Annotated in this window: 14 protein-coding genes; 9 read left to right on the top strand and 5 right to left on the bottom strand. The window is 70.2% G+C overall.

Annotated features, from left to right (window positions below; all coding sequences use genetic code 11):
- The first annotated feature begins 26 nt into the window (after positions 1-26).
- Complete coding sequence (locus LPN01_RS14265; RefSeq protein ID WP_262829084.1) at positions 27-503, top strand: DUF3429 domain-containing protein; 477 nt, start codon at positions 27-29, stop codon at positions 501-503.
- A gap of 7 nt (positions 504-510) precedes the next feature.
- On the opposite strand, the gene hemA is transcribed toward LPN01_RS14265, so the two are convergent.
- Together hemA and murI are read right to left on the bottom strand one after the other, a co-directional pair.
- On the bottom strand, positions 511-1,752 hold the full coding sequence (hemA, locus tag LPN01_RS14260; protein WP_316748362.1) for a 5-aminolevulinate synthase: 1,242 nt from the start codon (positions 1,750-1,752) through the stop codon (positions 511-513).
- A 95-nt stretch (positions 1,753-1,847) separates the two neighbouring features.
- Positions 1,848-2,642, bottom strand: a complete 795-nt coding sequence (gene murI, locus LPN01_RS14255; protein WP_262829083.1) for a glutamate racemase — start codon at positions 2,640-2,642, stop codon at positions 1,848-1,850.
- A 113-nt stretch (positions 2,643-2,755) separates the two neighbouring features.
- Here murI and plsY point away from each other — a divergent pair, with 113 nt between their 5' ends.
- Both plsY and dprA read left to right on the top strand, forming a co-directional pair.
- Entirely contained in the window at positions 2,756-3,409 is a 654-nt protein-coding gene (gene plsY / locus LPN01_RS14250; RefSeq protein ID WP_262829082.1) for a glycerol-3-phosphate 1-O-acyltransferase PlsY, read from the top strand.
- Positions 3,402-4,481, top strand: coding sequence for a DNA-processing protein DprA (gene dprA / locus LPN01_RS14245; RefSeq protein WP_262829081.1), 1,080 nt, complete (start codon positions 3,402-3,404; stop codon positions 4,479-4,481). The genes plsY and dprA overlap by 8 nt, the downstream gene beginning before the upstream one ends.
- Positions 4,482-4,485: 4 nt before the next feature.
- Here the strand turns inward: dprA and LPN01_RS14240 are convergent, their stop codons facing one another.
- Positions 4,486-5,133, bottom strand: a complete 648-nt coding sequence (locus tag LPN01_RS14240; protein WP_262829080.1) for a TMEM175 family protein — start codon at positions 5,131-5,133, stop codon at positions 4,486-4,488.
- 154 nt (positions 5,134-5,287) lie between these two features.
- Between LPN01_RS14240 and topA the strand changes: the two genes are divergently transcribed.
- Positions 5,288-7,885, top strand: coding sequence for a type I DNA topoisomerase (gene topA, locus LPN01_RS14235; protein ID WP_262829079.1), 2,598 nt, complete (start codon positions 5,288-5,290; stop codon positions 7,883-7,885).
- Positions 7,886-8,153: 268 nt separating this feature from the next.
- Here topA and LPN01_RS14230 read toward each other — a convergent pair whose 3' ends face one another.
- Positions 8,154-8,450 carry a hypothetical protein gene (locus LPN01_RS14230; RefSeq protein WP_262829078.1) on the bottom strand — a complete coding sequence of 99 codons (297 nt, stop codon included), beginning with the start codon at positions 8,448-8,450 and terminating at the stop codon, positions 8,154-8,156.
- A gap of 79 nt (positions 8,451-8,529) precedes the next feature.
- The gene (gene panC, locus LPN01_RS14225) at positions 8,530-9,375 is read right to left on the bottom strand and encodes a pantoate--beta-alanine ligase (RefSeq protein ID WP_262829077.1); all 846 of its coding nucleotides are present in this window, start codon (positions 9,373-9,375) and stop codon (positions 8,530-8,532) included.
- Positions 9,376-9,461: 86 nt separating this feature from the next.
- On the opposite strand from panC, the gene LPN01_RS14220 reads away from it, so the two are divergent.
- From LPN01_RS14220 to LPN01_RS14200, 5 genes are read left to right on the top strand one after another with little or no spacing between them, the layout of a single operon-like run.
- A complete protein-coding gene (locus LPN01_RS14220; protein WP_262829076.1) occupies positions 9,462-10,250 on the top strand; it encodes a division plane positioning ATPase MipZ in 789 nt (262 codons plus the stop codon).
- On the top strand, positions 10,250-10,510 hold the full coding sequence (locus LPN01_RS14215) for a J domain-containing protein (RefSeq protein ID WP_262829075.1): 261 nt from the start codon (positions 10,250-10,252) through the stop codon (positions 10,508-10,510). The genes LPN01_RS14220 and LPN01_RS14215 overlap by 1 nt, the downstream gene beginning before the upstream one ends.
- A complete protein-coding gene (gene pgmG, locus LPN01_RS14210) occupies positions 10,510-11,877 on the top strand; it encodes a phosphoglucomutase/phosphomannomutase PgmG (RefSeq protein WP_262829074.1) in 1,368 nt (455 codons plus the stop codon). Before LPN01_RS14215 ends, pgmG begins: the two co-directional genes overlap by 1 nt.
- 31 nt (positions 11,878-11,908) lie before the next feature.
- A complete protein-coding gene (locus LPN01_RS14205; protein WP_262829073.1) occupies positions 11,909-12,376 on the top strand; it encodes a PH domain-containing protein in 468 nt (155 codons plus the stop codon).
- Between the two features lie 49 nt (positions 12,377-12,425).
- Positions 12,426-13,184: an exonuclease domain-containing protein gene (locus LPN01_RS14200; RefSeq protein ID WP_262829072.1), complete on the top strand. Its 759-nt coding sequence runs from the start codon at positions 12,426-12,428 to the stop codon at positions 13,182-13,184.
- Positions 13,185-13,198 lie beyond the last annotated feature (14 nt).

Here is a 13,198-nt window from a genome sequence, read left to right as displayed (position 1 = left end):
CATGCATCACGCCGCCGCTAACCGTCGTGCCTGACGCCGCCGCCACCCGCGGCAGCGTCGGCGAATCACCGCTGATCCTGGGCTATGCGGGCCTGTTTCCGCAGATCGCGGCGGTCGCGACCTGTGTCTTCGCCGGCGACAGCGACATCGGGCCGATGTTCGCGTTCGGCTATGCGGCGCTGATCCTGAGCTTCCTCGGCGGTATCTGGTGGGGCTTCGCGATGCGCGCGACGCAGCGGCAGGGCCATATCGCGACGCTCGCCGTCCTGCCGTCGCTGTTCGGCACCGCCGTGATCCTGCTGTCGATCGCGCATGTGCTGCCGATGGGCTGGGCGCTGGTGCTGATGGGCTCGGCGATCGTCACCACGCTGCTGATCGATCGCCATCTGGTCGAGGACCATATCGCGCCGGCGGGATGGATGGCGCTGCGCGTGCCGCTGTCGGTCGGGCTCGGCGTGCTGACGATCGCGTGCGGGATCATCTGCGGCCTGTCGATGGCCTGACGCGCGGTCAGGCCGCCTTGCGCAGCTCCAGCCGGCCCCAGATCTCGACCAGCGCCTGGGTCAGCTCGCGCATCATCGCCGGCGTGTGGCTCGGCCCCGGCGTGAAGCGCAGGCGCTCGGTGCCGCGCGGCACGGTCGGATAATTGATCGGCTGCACGTACACGCCATATTCGGCGAGCAGGATGTCGCTGATCCGCTTCGCCTTCACCGGATCGCCGACCAGGATCGGCACGATGTGCGTCTCGCCCAGCATCACCGGCAATCCCGCCTCGTCCAGCATCGCCTTCAGCAGCGTCGCCGACGCCTGCTGCCCCTCGCGCTCGACGCTCGACGCCTTCAGGTGGCGGACGCTCGCGAGCACGCCGGCGACCAGCACCGGCGACAGCGAGGTGGTGAAGATGAAGCCCGGCGCGTAGCTGCGGATGACGTCGACGATCGTCTGGTCCGCGGCGATATAGCCGCCCATGACGCCGAACGCCTTGCCCAGCGTCCCCTCGATGATCGTCAGCCGGTGCGCGACGCCTTCCTGCTCCGAAATGCCGCCGCCACGCGCGCCGTACATGCCGACCGCATGAACCTCGTCGAGATAGGTGAGCGCATTGTATTTGTCGGCGAGGTCGCAGATCGCGACGATCGGCGCGACGTCAGCCTCCATCGAATAGACGCTCTCGAACGCGATCAGCTTGGGCACCGAGGGATCCTCGGCGGCGAGCAGCTCCTCGAGATGCGCGAGGTCGTTGTGACGGAAGATGCGCTTTTCGCACCCCGCGTTGCGGATGCCCGCGATCATCGAGGCGTGGTTGAGCTCGTCCGAAAAGATGATGCAGCCGGGCAGGATCTTGGCGAGCGTCGAGAGCGTCGCCTCGTTCGAGACGTAGCCGCTGGTGAACAGCAACGCCGATTGCTTGCCGTGCAGGTCGGCGAGCTCGTGCTCCAGATCGATATGGTAATGCGTGTTGCCGCCGATGTTGCGCGTGCCGCCCGATCCGGCACCGACGTCGTGCAGCGCCTCTTCCATCGCCGCGATGACCTTGGGGTGCTGGCCCATCGCGAGATAGTCGTTCGAGCACCAGACCGTGATCGGCTTGGGGCCGTTGTGCCCGGCGAAGCAGCGCGCGTTGGGGAACGCCCCCTTGTTGCGGAGGATGTCGATGAAGACCCGGTACCGGCCCTCGGCATGGAGGCGATCGATCGCCTGGGTGAAGACGCGCGTATAGTCCACGCGCTCGTCCGTGCCGTCGCTGCTCATGGACAGGCCGTGTAACGGGGCGCGCACCGGGTTGCCAGTGGATAAAAGGTATCACGGTGATCGAGGGGGTGGACATATCGTCCCACCCCGCCCCGCTACAGCGGCTCGACCGTGGCGATGCCGTAGCGCGCCAGCGCCGGGGCGAGCGCCCGCTCGCGCTCGCCGAGTCGCGTGAACACCGCGCGGTGCCGGGGCTCGCCGGCCGGCCATGCCTGTCCCTGCGTCAGGAACGCGACGCGGCGCGCGATGCCCGGCCCGCCGTCGACGAAGCGGATGCCGGCGGGCGCCGCGGCCGCCAGCTCCGCCTCGACCAATGGAAAATGCGTGCAGGCGTTGACGATGACGTCGATCGCGTCGCCGCCGGGCTGGTCGAACAGCCCGGCCAGCACCGCGCGGTAGCGGGCCGGATCGGTCGGCTGCCCCGCCAGCTTGTCCTCGGCAAGCTCGACCAGCGCCGCCGAGCCGTGGCGCAGCACGGTGCAATCACCCGCGAAACGCGCGGCGAGATCGTCGACATAGGCCTGGCGGACCGTCGCCTCAGTGCCCAGCACGCCGATCGTCCGGCTGCGACTCAGCGCCGCGGCGGGCCTGATCGCGGGCACCGTGCCCACCACGGGCACGTCGAGCGCCGCGCGCACCGAGGGCAGCGCGATCGTCGATGCCGTGTTGCAGGCGATCACCACCAGCCGCGGGCGATAGCGTTCGACCAGCCGGCCGAGCAGCGCGGGCACGCGCGCCGCAATCTCCGCCTCGCTCTTGACGCCATAGGGAAAGCCCGCGGAATCTGCGGCATAGACGATCGGCGCGTGCGGCAGCAGCGCCCGCGTCGGCGCGACGACCGACAGGCCGCCCACCCCGGAATCGAAGAACAGGATCGGGCCGGTGTCCATCGCATCAGCCCATAGTCCCGGCGCCGGCGACCGCAAGCCGCCGTGCCCGAAGGGGGCCATTGGCGAATAGATACCAAAGCCGCTATATCGGCGCCGGACGAGAAGGGGCAGGCTTGCATACCGAGATACTCTGGGTCGCACCGACCGTGGCGCTGGTGCTCGGCTATCTGCTGGGCTCGATCCCCTTTGGCGTATTGCTGACGCGCTTCGCCAGCGCGGGCGACCTGCGGACGATCGGCTCGGGCAACATCGGCGCCACCAACGTGCTGCGCACCGGGCGCAAGGGGCTCGCCGCGGCGACGCTGCTGCTCGACCTCGCCAAGGGAGCGGCGGCGGTATGGCTCGTCGACTGGCTGTGCCCCGGCGACGGCATGGTCGCGGCGGCGGCGGCGTTCCTGGGGCATTGCTATCCGGTCTGGCTGCGCTTTCGCGGCGGCAAGGGCGTCGCCACGCTGATGGGCATCGTCCTCGCGCTCCACTGGCCGATGGGGCTCGTCTACGCGGTCGTGTGGCTGGGCCTGCTCGCGCTGGTGCGCATCTCGTCGGTGGCGGGCATGGCCGCGGCGGTCAGCGCGCCGGTCAGCGGCGCGCTGTTCGGCCGGTTCGACCTCGTCATGCTGCTGCTCGCGCTCGCGGCGATCGTGCTGTGGAAGCATCGCGACAATCTGGAACGGCTGGTCGCCGGGACCGAGCCGCGCATCGGGCGCGGGCGCAATACGGGCGCAGCGGACGGCGGAACCGATCCGGACGCCCGCCCGCATGGCTGACCGCGATGCGACGCGGCTCCGCCTGCTGCGGACCGCGGGCATCGGCCCGGTCACCTATCGCCAGCTGATCGCCCGCTTCGGCAGCGCGGCGGCGGCGATCGACATGCTGCCGACGCTCGCGCGACGTGGCGGCGGCACCGCACCGCCGCTGGCCGACGCGGCCGCGATCGCGCGGGAGATCGCGACCGTCGACCGCCTGGGCGCCCGCCACATCTTCCTCGACGATGCCGACTATCCGCCGCTGCTCGCGGAGCTCGATTCGGCACCGCCGGCGCTGATCGTGCGCGGCGACATCGCTTTGGCAGGCGCGATGTGCGTCGGCATCGTCGGCGCGCGCAACGCATCGGCCGCGGCCTGCCGCTTTGCGCGCATGCTGGGCCATGCGCTCGCGGCGGAGGGGGTGACGGTCGTTTCCGGCCTCGCCCGCGGCATCGATACCGCGGCGCATACCGGCGCGATGCCGCGCACGATCGGCGTCATCGCCAGCGGCATCGACGTCGTCTTTCCGCCCGAAAACGCCGCCTTGCAGGAACAGGTGGCGGCCGAGGGGCTGCTGATCGCCGAACAACCCCCCGGCACGCCGCCGCTCGCGCGCCACTTCCCCTCGCGCAACCGGATCATCGCCGGCCTCGCGCTGGGCACGTTGGTCGTGGAGGCGGCGCCGCGATCGGGATCGCTCATCACCGCGCGGCTGGCGGCCGAGGCGGGGCGAGAGGTCATGGCCGTGCCCGGCAGCCCGCTCGATCCTCGCGCGCAAGGGTGCAACCTGCTGATCCGCGACGGCGCCACTTTGGTCCAGAGCGCCGCGGACGTGATCGAGCAACTGCGCCCGATCGACCCCCGCGGCGTCCGCGCGCCGCTGTCGGGCTATGCCGCGCCGCCGCCCGCCGATGCGAGCGATGCCGACCGGACGCGGGTGACCGCTCTGCTGGGCCCCGTGCCGGTCACCGTCGACGAACTGATCCGCCAGAGCCACGTCGCCCCCGCGATCGTGCAGACGGTGCTGCTGGAGCTGGAACTCGGCGGCCGGCTGGAGCGCCATGCCGGCGGCCGCGTCGCCCTGTCGGTCTGACCGTTCATCCGGCCGCCGCGACGGGGCGCGCGGCATAGCGGCCGATCACCATCGTGATGATCGGGCTGCCCACCGTCAGCACGACGAGCGCCGCGACCCAGGTCACCATGCCGCCCGCGAAGGCGCAGGCCCCGATCGCGATCGCGGTCCAGCTGCGCCGCAGGAACGGGCGCATGTCCGCCGCGGTCAGCCCGGCGTCGAGCAGTTCCGGCGCGGCGACGATGCGCAGGATCAGCTGGCGGTTGAGGATGCCGAGCACGATCAGCCACCCGGTGTAGAAGCCGATGCCGACGCGCAGCTGCACGTATTCGCTGATGACCGCGGTCGGGAACGGCATGAACGCGACCCCGAGCAGCAACAGCAGGTTGACCGTCGTCAGCCGCCGGTCCGCCGCCCGCAGCAGCCCCATCACCTCGTGATGCACCAGCCAGAACCGGCCGAGCACGAGGAAACTGACCAGGAAGCCGATGTAATTGGGGATGAGGTTCGCCAGCGCCTGCGCCAGCGCCGTACCGTCGGGATGGTCGAGGTGGGGCAGCTTTACCTCCACGACCAGCAGCGTCATCGCGATCGCGAACACCGCATCGGAAAAGAAGGTCAGCCGTTCCAGCTGCCGCCGGTCGCGGCCGGCGCCATCGCCGCCGTCGCTCATCGCTCGCGATCCCGACGCTGCCCGCAGCCGCGGACCGGCTTGCGCTTCCGGTTCGTCGCACCCCACATCATATCACGACCCCACAGTCCCGGTTGACAGCCGCCCCGCCGGCTTTCCACCCTCGCGCGTACACGTAAGGACCGTAACCTCCGCCATGCAGCTCGTCATCGTCGAATCGCCCGCCAAGGCGAAAACCATCGAAAAGTACCTGGGGTCGGACTTCCGCGTCCTCGCCTCCTACGGCCATGTGCGCGACCTGCCGGCGCGCGACGGATCGGTGAATCCCGACGACGGCTTTGCGATGGAATGGGAGAATTACGCCGACAAGTCCAAGCAGCTGAAGGCGATCGCCGATCTGTCGAAGACCGCCGACCGCCTGATCCTGGCGACCGATCCCGATCGCGAGGGCGAGGCGATCAGCTGGCACGTGCAGGAGGTGCTGCGCAATCGCAAGGCGCTGCCCAAGGACGTGCAGCGGGTGACGTTCAACGCGATCACCAAGCCCGCGATCCTTGCGGCGATGAAGGCGCCGCGCGAACTCGATACCGACCTGATCGACGCCTATCGCGCGCGGCGGGCGCTCGACTATCTGGTCGGCTTCACGCTGTCGCCGGTGCTGTGGCGCAAGCTGCCCGGCGCCAAGTCGGCGGGGCGCGTCCAGTCGGTCGCGCTGCGCCTGATCGTCGGCCGCGAGCGCGAGATCGACGCCTTCACCGCGCAGGAATATTGGTCGGTCACCGCGCAGATGGAACAGGACGGCACGCCGTTCCTCGCGCGCCTCGTCCAATGGGACGGCAAGAAGCTCGACCGGCTGTCGATCGGCACGCAGGGCGATGCGCTGAAGGCGAAGACCGCGGTCGAGGACGGCCGCTTCTCGGTCCAGAGCGTCGAGACCAAGCCCGCGACGCGCAACCCGCCGCCGCCGTTCACCACCTCGACCCTGCAGCAGGAGGCGGCGCGCAAGCTCGGCTTTTCGGCGGATCACACGATGCGGATCGCGCAGGGCCTCTACGAGGACGGCGCGATCACCTATATGCGGACCGACGGCGTCCAGATGGACGGCAGCGCGATCAGCGCGGCGCGGGCGGCGATCGCCAACCGCTACGACGGCGGCTACGTCCCCGACAGCCCCCGCCAGTACCAGACCAAGGCGAAGAACGCGCAGGAGGCGCACGAGGCGATCCGGCCGACCGACTTCGGCAAGGACCGCGCCGGATCGGGCGACCACGGCCGTCTGTACGACCTGATCTGGAAGCGCGCGCTGGCGAGCCAGATGGCGTCGGCGCGGATGGAGCGCACCACGATCGAGATGGCCGACGGGACCGGCCGCCACGTGCTGCGCGCCACCGGCCAGGTCGTGCTCTTCCCGGGTTTCCTCGCGCTCTACGAGGAAGGCAGCGACGACACGCAGGACGAGGAGGCGCGTCGCCTGCCCCGCCTGCGCGAGGGCGATGCCCCGGCGAAGAAGGCGGTCGATGCCGAACAGCATTTCACCCAGCCGCCGCCGCGCTTTTCCGAAGCGAGCCTCGTCAAGCGGATGGAGGAACTGGGGATCGGCCGCCCGTCGACCTATGCCTCGATCATCAAGACGCTGAAGGACCGCGCCTATGTCCGCGTCGAGAAGAACCGCTTCTTCGCCGAGGAATCGGGCCGGCTGGTGACGGCGTTCCTCGAACGCTTCTTCGAGAAATACGTCGGCTTCGACTATACCGCGGAGCTGGAGGAGGAGCTGGACGACGTGTCCGGCGGCCGCGCGCAATGGCAGGCGGTGCTCGAGGCGTTCTGGCGCGACTTCAAGCCCCGCACCAGCGAGGTCATGGAGCAGCAGCCGTCGGCGATCACGGCGGAACTGGACATCTTCCTCGCGCCCTACCTCTTCCCCGACAAGGCGGACGGCAGCGATCCCCGGCTGTGCCCCAAGTGCGAGGCGGGCAAGCTGGCGCTGCGCGGCGGCAAGTTCGGCGCGTTCATCGCCTGCTCCAACTATCCGGAGTGCAAATACACCCGCCGCTTCGCCCAGCCGGGCGGCGAGGCGGGCGAGGACAGCGGTCCCGAAGGGCTGGGCAAGGACCCGGCGACGGGCCTCGAGGTGGAGCGCAAGTCGGGGCGGTTCGGCCCGTACATCCAGCTCGGCGAGGGCAAGGAGGCGAAGCGCGCCTCGATCCCCAAGGACCTGCCCGGCGAACTCGACCTCGAATGGGCGCTCAAGCTGCTCAGCCTGCCGCGCACCGTCGGCAACCACCCGGAAACGGGCGAACCGATCACGGCATCGATCGGGCGCTATGGCCCGTATCTGGCGCACGCCGGCAAATATGCGCGGCTGCAATCGACCGCCGACGTGTTCGAGACGGGGATGAATGCGGCGGTGGTGAAGCTGGCCGAAGCGGCGGCGGGCGGCGGACGGCCCGCGCGCGGCGCGGCGCGCGCGCCGCTGAAGGAACTCGGCAAGCATCCGCGCACCGAGCTGGAGATCCGGCTGATGGAGGGGCGCTACGGCCCCTATGTCACCGATGGCGAGACCAACGCGACGCTGCCCAAGTCGATCACGCCCGAGGCGCTGACGCTCGAGGAGGCGGCGCAGCTGATCGACGACCGCGCCGCGGCGGCCCCCGCCAAGGGCAAGAAGAAGGCACCGGCCAAGAAGGCGGCGGCGAAGAAGCCGGCTGCCAAGGTGACGGCGGGGAAGGCTGCGGCAGCCAAGAAGCCTGCGGCGAAGAAGGCACCCGCCAGGACGAAGGCGGCGTCGGAATAGCAGCGTCGCTGGCGCCCGGCCCGGGTCATTCCCGCGAGGGCGGGAACCCCTTTGCGCTGACGGTCCGGCCTCCTCGCGACACCGGTGCGTATGGATCCCCGCCTGCGCGGGGATGACACCGGTGCGGGACGGGGCCGGTGCCGCGCCTCACGCGGGGTCGATGGCGTCGGCGCGATCTGGATTGCGCGGGTTTGCGGCGACCGTGTTCACACGTCCCGGCCCCCGCTCGTGCCGACGACCCGGTCGGATCTCCCCGTGCTACGCTACGTTACGCCGCGCGGCGCTGCGTCATGCCCAGCCAGGCCCGCGCCTGGCGCTGCGCCTCGGCGATCTCGCGCGCGGTCATGTCCTCGGCGACCTCGGCGCGGGCGTCGGCGGCTTCGGACAGCCCGGCAACGGCGGCGAGGTTGAACCATTTATGCGCCTCGACCAGATCGATCGCCGCGCCGGCGGTTCCGGTCTGGTAGCAGATGCCGAGGTCGAACAACGCTTCCGGTCGCCCGCGCATCGCATCCTCGATCCGGCTGTCTAGAAGAAACTGCGCACTCTTGAAACTCTGGCCCATCGGTAACCCCTGTCTATCATGGGGGTACATTGGCCCGAGTCTTACTTCGAAATGGTTAACGGAATTCAAACCGTATCGGTCAAGAATTGGCCTCGATTGCGATATTGTCTATCAACCGTGTCGTACCCATCCGCGCCGCGGCGAGCAGCCGGCGCGGGCGCCCCGCCGCGGGGGCCGGCGCCAGCGTCCCGGCATCGGCGAGGTCGACGTAATCGACCGCGAACCCCGCCGCGATCAATGTCGCGCGCGCCTCCGCCAGCACGGCATCGGCATCGTCGCCCCGCGCGATCGCCCGCGCCGCCACCCCCAGCGCGCGGGGCAGCGCCACCGCGCGCGCGCGCTGCTCCGCATCGAGGTAGATGTTGCGCGACGACAGCGCGAGCCCGTCGTCGTCGCGCTGCGTCGGCACGCCGACGATCTCGATCCCCATGTCGAGATCGGCGACGACGCGGCGGATCACCGCCAGCTGCTGAAAGTCCTTTTCGCCGAAATAGGCGACGTCGGCGCCGGTCTGGTTGAACAATTTGGTGACGACGGTGGCGACGCCGTCGAAATGCCCGGGCCGCGCCGCGCCGTCGAAGCTCTCGCTCACCCCGGACACGCCGATGCTGGTGGCAAAGCCCGCCGGATACATCGTCTCGACCGGGGGCATCCACAGGAGGTCGCAGCCGTGCTCCGCGAGCAGCCGCGCGTCGGCCGCCTCGCGGCGTGGATAGCGGTCGAGGTCCTCGCCCGGGCCGAATTGCTTCGGGTTGACGAAGATCGACGCGATCACCCGGGTGCCCGGCCGGCGCGCCGCCTCGACCAGCGCCATGTGCCCGGCGTGCAGCGCACCCATCGTCGGCACAAGCGCGATTGCCGCACCATCGGCCCGGAATTCGGCGACGGCGTCGCGCAACGCCTGCAAGTCTCGAACGTGCCGCACCGATACCCCCTCGTGCAATGAGCGCGCGGCTTCTATGAAGCGGGGAGAGAGCGGGCAACCCGCGACCATTCGATAAGGAACGAACCGTGCCCGAAGGGCCACACGTGATCGTCTTCGCCAACGAAAAGGGCGGCACCGGCAAGTCGACGACGGCGGTCCACGTCGCGATCGCGCTCGCCGCCAAGGGGGCGAAGGTCGCCTGCTTCGACCTCGATCACCGCCAGCGCACCGTCGGCCGCTATCTCGACAACCGCGCCGCGACGATACGGCGCACCGGCAGCGACCTGCCGATGCCCGTCCACGACACGCACGACGGCACCACCGAAAGCGTGTTCGAGGACAAGTGGCAGCGGCTGAGCGAGGGGGCGGACTTCCTGATCGTCGATACGCCCGGCCGCGACGATTATTTCGCGCGCACCGCGGCGGCGCTGTCCAATACGCTGGTGACGCCGATGAACGACAGCTTCGTCGACTTCGACCTGATCGGACAGGTGGATCCGGAGACGTTCAACGTCACCCGCCCCAGCTTCTATTCCGAGCTGATCTGGGATGCGCGCAAGCAGCGCGCGCGCGCCGACGGCACGCAGATCGACTGGGTCGTGCTGCGCAACCGGTTGCAGCATATCGAGGCGCGCAACATGCGCCGCGTGTCGGATGCGCTCGGACAGCTGGCGAAGCGCGTCGGGTTCCGGATCATTCCGGGACTCGGCGAACGCGTGATCTATCGCGAGCTGTTCCCGTCGGGCCTGACCATGATCGATTCCAAGGAATTCGGCGCGATGGGGCTGGGCCACGTCGCCTCGCGCCAGGAACTGCGCGAGATGATGAGCGCGCTGCAATTGCCCGAACCCGCCATGCCGCTGTTCGCCGCGTGATGAAATGGCTGCTCGCCATCGGGCTGATCTGGCTCGCATGGCGCTACCTGAAGCCCGCGCCGAAGCGCCCGCCGCTGAGCGACACGCAGCGCGCGCGCCGCGTGCTGGGCGTCGCGGCGGGCGCGGACGAGGGCGAGATCCGCTCGGCGCACCGCCGCCTGCTCGCCGACGTCCATCCCGACCGCGGCGGCTCCGCGGAGCGCAGCACCGAGATCAACGCCGCGCGCGACCTGTTGCTGGCGACGCTGCGGCGCGGCTGATGGCGCACGTGCTGGCGCCGGGGATTCTGCGCGAATACGACATCCGCGGCACCGTCGGCCGGTCCCTAGGACCCGACGATGCGGTGGCGATCGGCCGCAGCTTCGCCACCCGCGTCCTCCGCGCCGGCGGCCGCCGGGTCGCGGTCGGGCGCGACGGGCGACTGTCCTCGCCCGAACTGGAGGCGGCGCTGGTCGCGGGCCTCGCGGCGGGCGGCGTCGACGTGCTGCGGATCGGGATCGGCCCGACGCCGATGCTCTATTTCGGCGAGGCGACGCTGCCGGTGGATGCCGGCATCCACGTCACCGGCAGCCACAATCCCCGCGACGACAACGGCTTCAAGATGGTGCTGGGCCACCGCTCGTTCTACGGCGCCGACATCGTCGACCTCGCCCGCATCGCGGCGGCGGGCGACTGGACCGAGGGCACGGGCGCGGTGCGCGACGTCGACGTGGGCGACGCCTATGTCGCGCGGTTGCGCCAGGGCTATGGCGGCGGCGCCTTCCGGATCGGCTGGGATTGCGGCAACGGCGCCGCGGGTCCCGCGGTCGCGCGGCTGGTCGCGCAGCTGCCCGGCGAGCACCATCTGCTCTACGCCGAGGTCGACGGGCGCTTTCCCAATCATCACCCCGATCCGACCGACGAGGCCAACCTCGCCGACCTCAAGGCGCTGGTCCGCGACGAGGGGCTGGATTTCGGCATCGCCTTCGATGGCGACGGCGACCGGATCGGCGTGGTCGACGGCGCGGGCCGGGTGCTGTGGGGCGACCAGCTGCTCGCGCTGCTGATCGAGCCGGTGCTGGCGGCGCTGCCCGGCGCGACGGTGGTCGCCGACGTCAAGTCGTCGCAATATGTCTTCGACCGGATCGCCGCGCTCGGCGGCAACCCGGTGATGGGCGCGACCGGACACAGCCTGATGAAGGAGGCGATGATCGCGCACGATGCGCCGATCGCGGGGGAATTGAGCGGGCACATCTTCTTCGGCCACGGCTGGTACGGCTTCGACGACGCGCTGCACGCCGCGGTGCAGCTGATCGGCGTCGTCCACCGATCGGGCCGCTCGCTGACCGCGCTGCACGATGCGATGCCGCCTTTGGTCAACACCCCCGACCTGCGCTTTCCGGTCGATCCGGCGCGCAAGTTCGCGGTGATCGACGAGGTCCGCGACCGGCTGGTCGCGCGCGGGGTGGCGGTGACCGCGATCGACGGCGTGCGGGTCCGGACGCCGCAGGGGTGGTGGCTGCTGCGCGCCTCGAACACGCAGGACGTGCTGACCGCGCGCGCCGAGGCCGGCAGCCCGGCGGACCTCGACGCGTTGCTGGCGGAGGTCGATGCCGAGCTGGCGCTGTCGGGCATCGCGCGTGATTGACAGGCAGGCGGCGCCCGATAGGATTTCGGGCATGACCGGGACCTATAGCGCCGAACGCCAGGTGGACAGCTTCCGGTCGAGCACCAACCGCTGGCTGCTCGGCAGCTTCACCGGCTGGCTGACGATCCTGTCCTGCGCGATCGGCGTCGGGCTGGTTGTGATCGCGGTGCGCTGGCTGCAGAACATGGCCGCGGCCTATGACGTCACCGACCAGCGTCTGATCGTCCGGCGCGGGCTCATCATGAAGTCGATCGACGAGATCGAGCTGTACCGGGTGAAGGACGTCCGCGTCGATTTCTCGCTCATCAACCAGCTGACCGACATCGGCACGATCACGATCACGTCGAGCGACCGCACGACCGGCAACGGCACCTTCGTCCTGCGCGACGTGCCCGCGGCACGCGAACGGCGCGAGGGCATCCGCAAGCTGGTCGATCGCGCCCGCCAGCGCCGCGGCGTGCGCGAACTCGACGTGGATGCGGAGGACGGCTTCCGCTGAGCGCCCGCGCCGCTGGCAAATTCCGCCCCGCGCGCCCATGTAGCCTTCAATGCGCCCCGTTCCCCAGATCATCCGCGTCGTCGACCTCGAAACCACCGGCAGCGCGCCGCCCGCGCACGGGGTGTGCGAGATCGGGTGGCAGGACGTCGCGCTGAAACCCGACGGCCGCTGGGCGCTGGAGGGCGACGGCGGCGCCATCCTGGTCAATCCCGGCCGCACGATCCCGCCGATCACGCAGGCGATCCACCATATCCTCGACGAGGACGTCGCCGACGCGCCCTGGTGGCACGACGTCGCCCGCCGGGTGCTCGACCCCTATCCCCGCCGCGTCGCGCTCGCCGCGCATCGTGCCGATTTCGAGCAGCAATTCTGCACGCCCAACCTGACCCACGGCGCCGACTGGATCTGCACCTGGAAGTGCGCGCTGCGGCTGTGGCCCGATTCCCCCAGCTTTTCCAATCAGGTGCTGCGCTATTGGCGCAAGCCGGAGGGGCTCGACCAGAGTCGCGGCCTGCCCGTCCATCGGGCGTTTCCCGACGCCTATGTCACCGCGCACCACCTGCGCGACCAGCTCAACGAGGCGGGGGTGGCGCAATTGCTCGACTGGTCGCGCGACCCGGGCCTCATCCCCCGCGTCCGCTACGGCCCGCATCGGGGCAAGGCGTGGAGCGAACTGGACCACGAAAGCCTGATGGCGTTCCTGACCGACCGCGATCCCGACATCCGCTTCACCGCCAATGCCGAAATGGACCGGCGCAGCGGCGGCGGCGCAGTCGGCCGCGCCAACCCGCAGGAATTGCTGCTGTAGCCACCGACCCGCCG

The organism is Sphingomonas sp. A2-49 (assembly GCF_025548555.1).
Classification (GTDB): Bacteria; Pseudomonadota; Alphaproteobacteria; order Sphingomonadales; family Sphingomonadaceae; genus Sphingomonas.
This window is presented reverse-complemented; position numbering and strand designations above follow the sequence as displayed.

Coding starts and splice junctions, on each gene's coding strand:
- pgmG (WP_262829074.1), top strand. CDS start 10,510: ATGGCGCACGTGCTGGCGCCGGGGATTCTGCGCGAATACGACATCCGC.
- LPN01_RS14230 (WP_262829078.1), bottom strand. CDS start 8,450: ATGGGCCAGAGTTTCAAGAGTGCGCAGTTTCTTCTAGACAGCCGGATC.
- LPN01_RS14205 (WP_262829073.1), top strand. CDS start 11,909: ATGACCGGGACCTATAGCGCCGAACGCCAGGTGGACAGCTTCCGGTCG.
- hemA (WP_316748362.1), bottom strand. CDS start 1,752: ATGAGCAGCGACGGCACGGACGAGCGCGTGGACTATACGCGCGTCTTC.
- LPN01_RS14200 (WP_262829072.1), top strand. CDS start 12,426: ATGCGCCCCGTTCCCCAGATCATCCGCGTCGTCGACCTCGAAACCACC.
- topA (WP_262829079.1), top strand. CDS start 5,288: ATGCAGCTCGTCATCGTCGAATCGCCCGCCAAGGCGAAAACCATCGAA.
- murI (WP_262829083.1), bottom strand. CDS start 2,642: ATGGACACCGGCCCGATCCTGTTCTTCGATTCCGGGGTGGGCGGCCTG.
- LPN01_RS14240 (WP_262829080.1), bottom strand. CDS start 5,133: ATGAGCGACGGCGGCGATGGCGCCGGCCGCGACCGGCGGCAGCTGGAA.
- LPN01_RS14215 (WP_262829075.1), top strand. CDS start 10,250: ATGAAATGGCTGCTCGCCATCGGGCTGATCTGGCTCGCATGGCGCTAC.
- dprA (WP_262829081.1), top strand. CDS start 3,402: ATGGCTGACCGCGATGCGACGCGGCTCCGCCTGCTGCGGACCGCGGGC.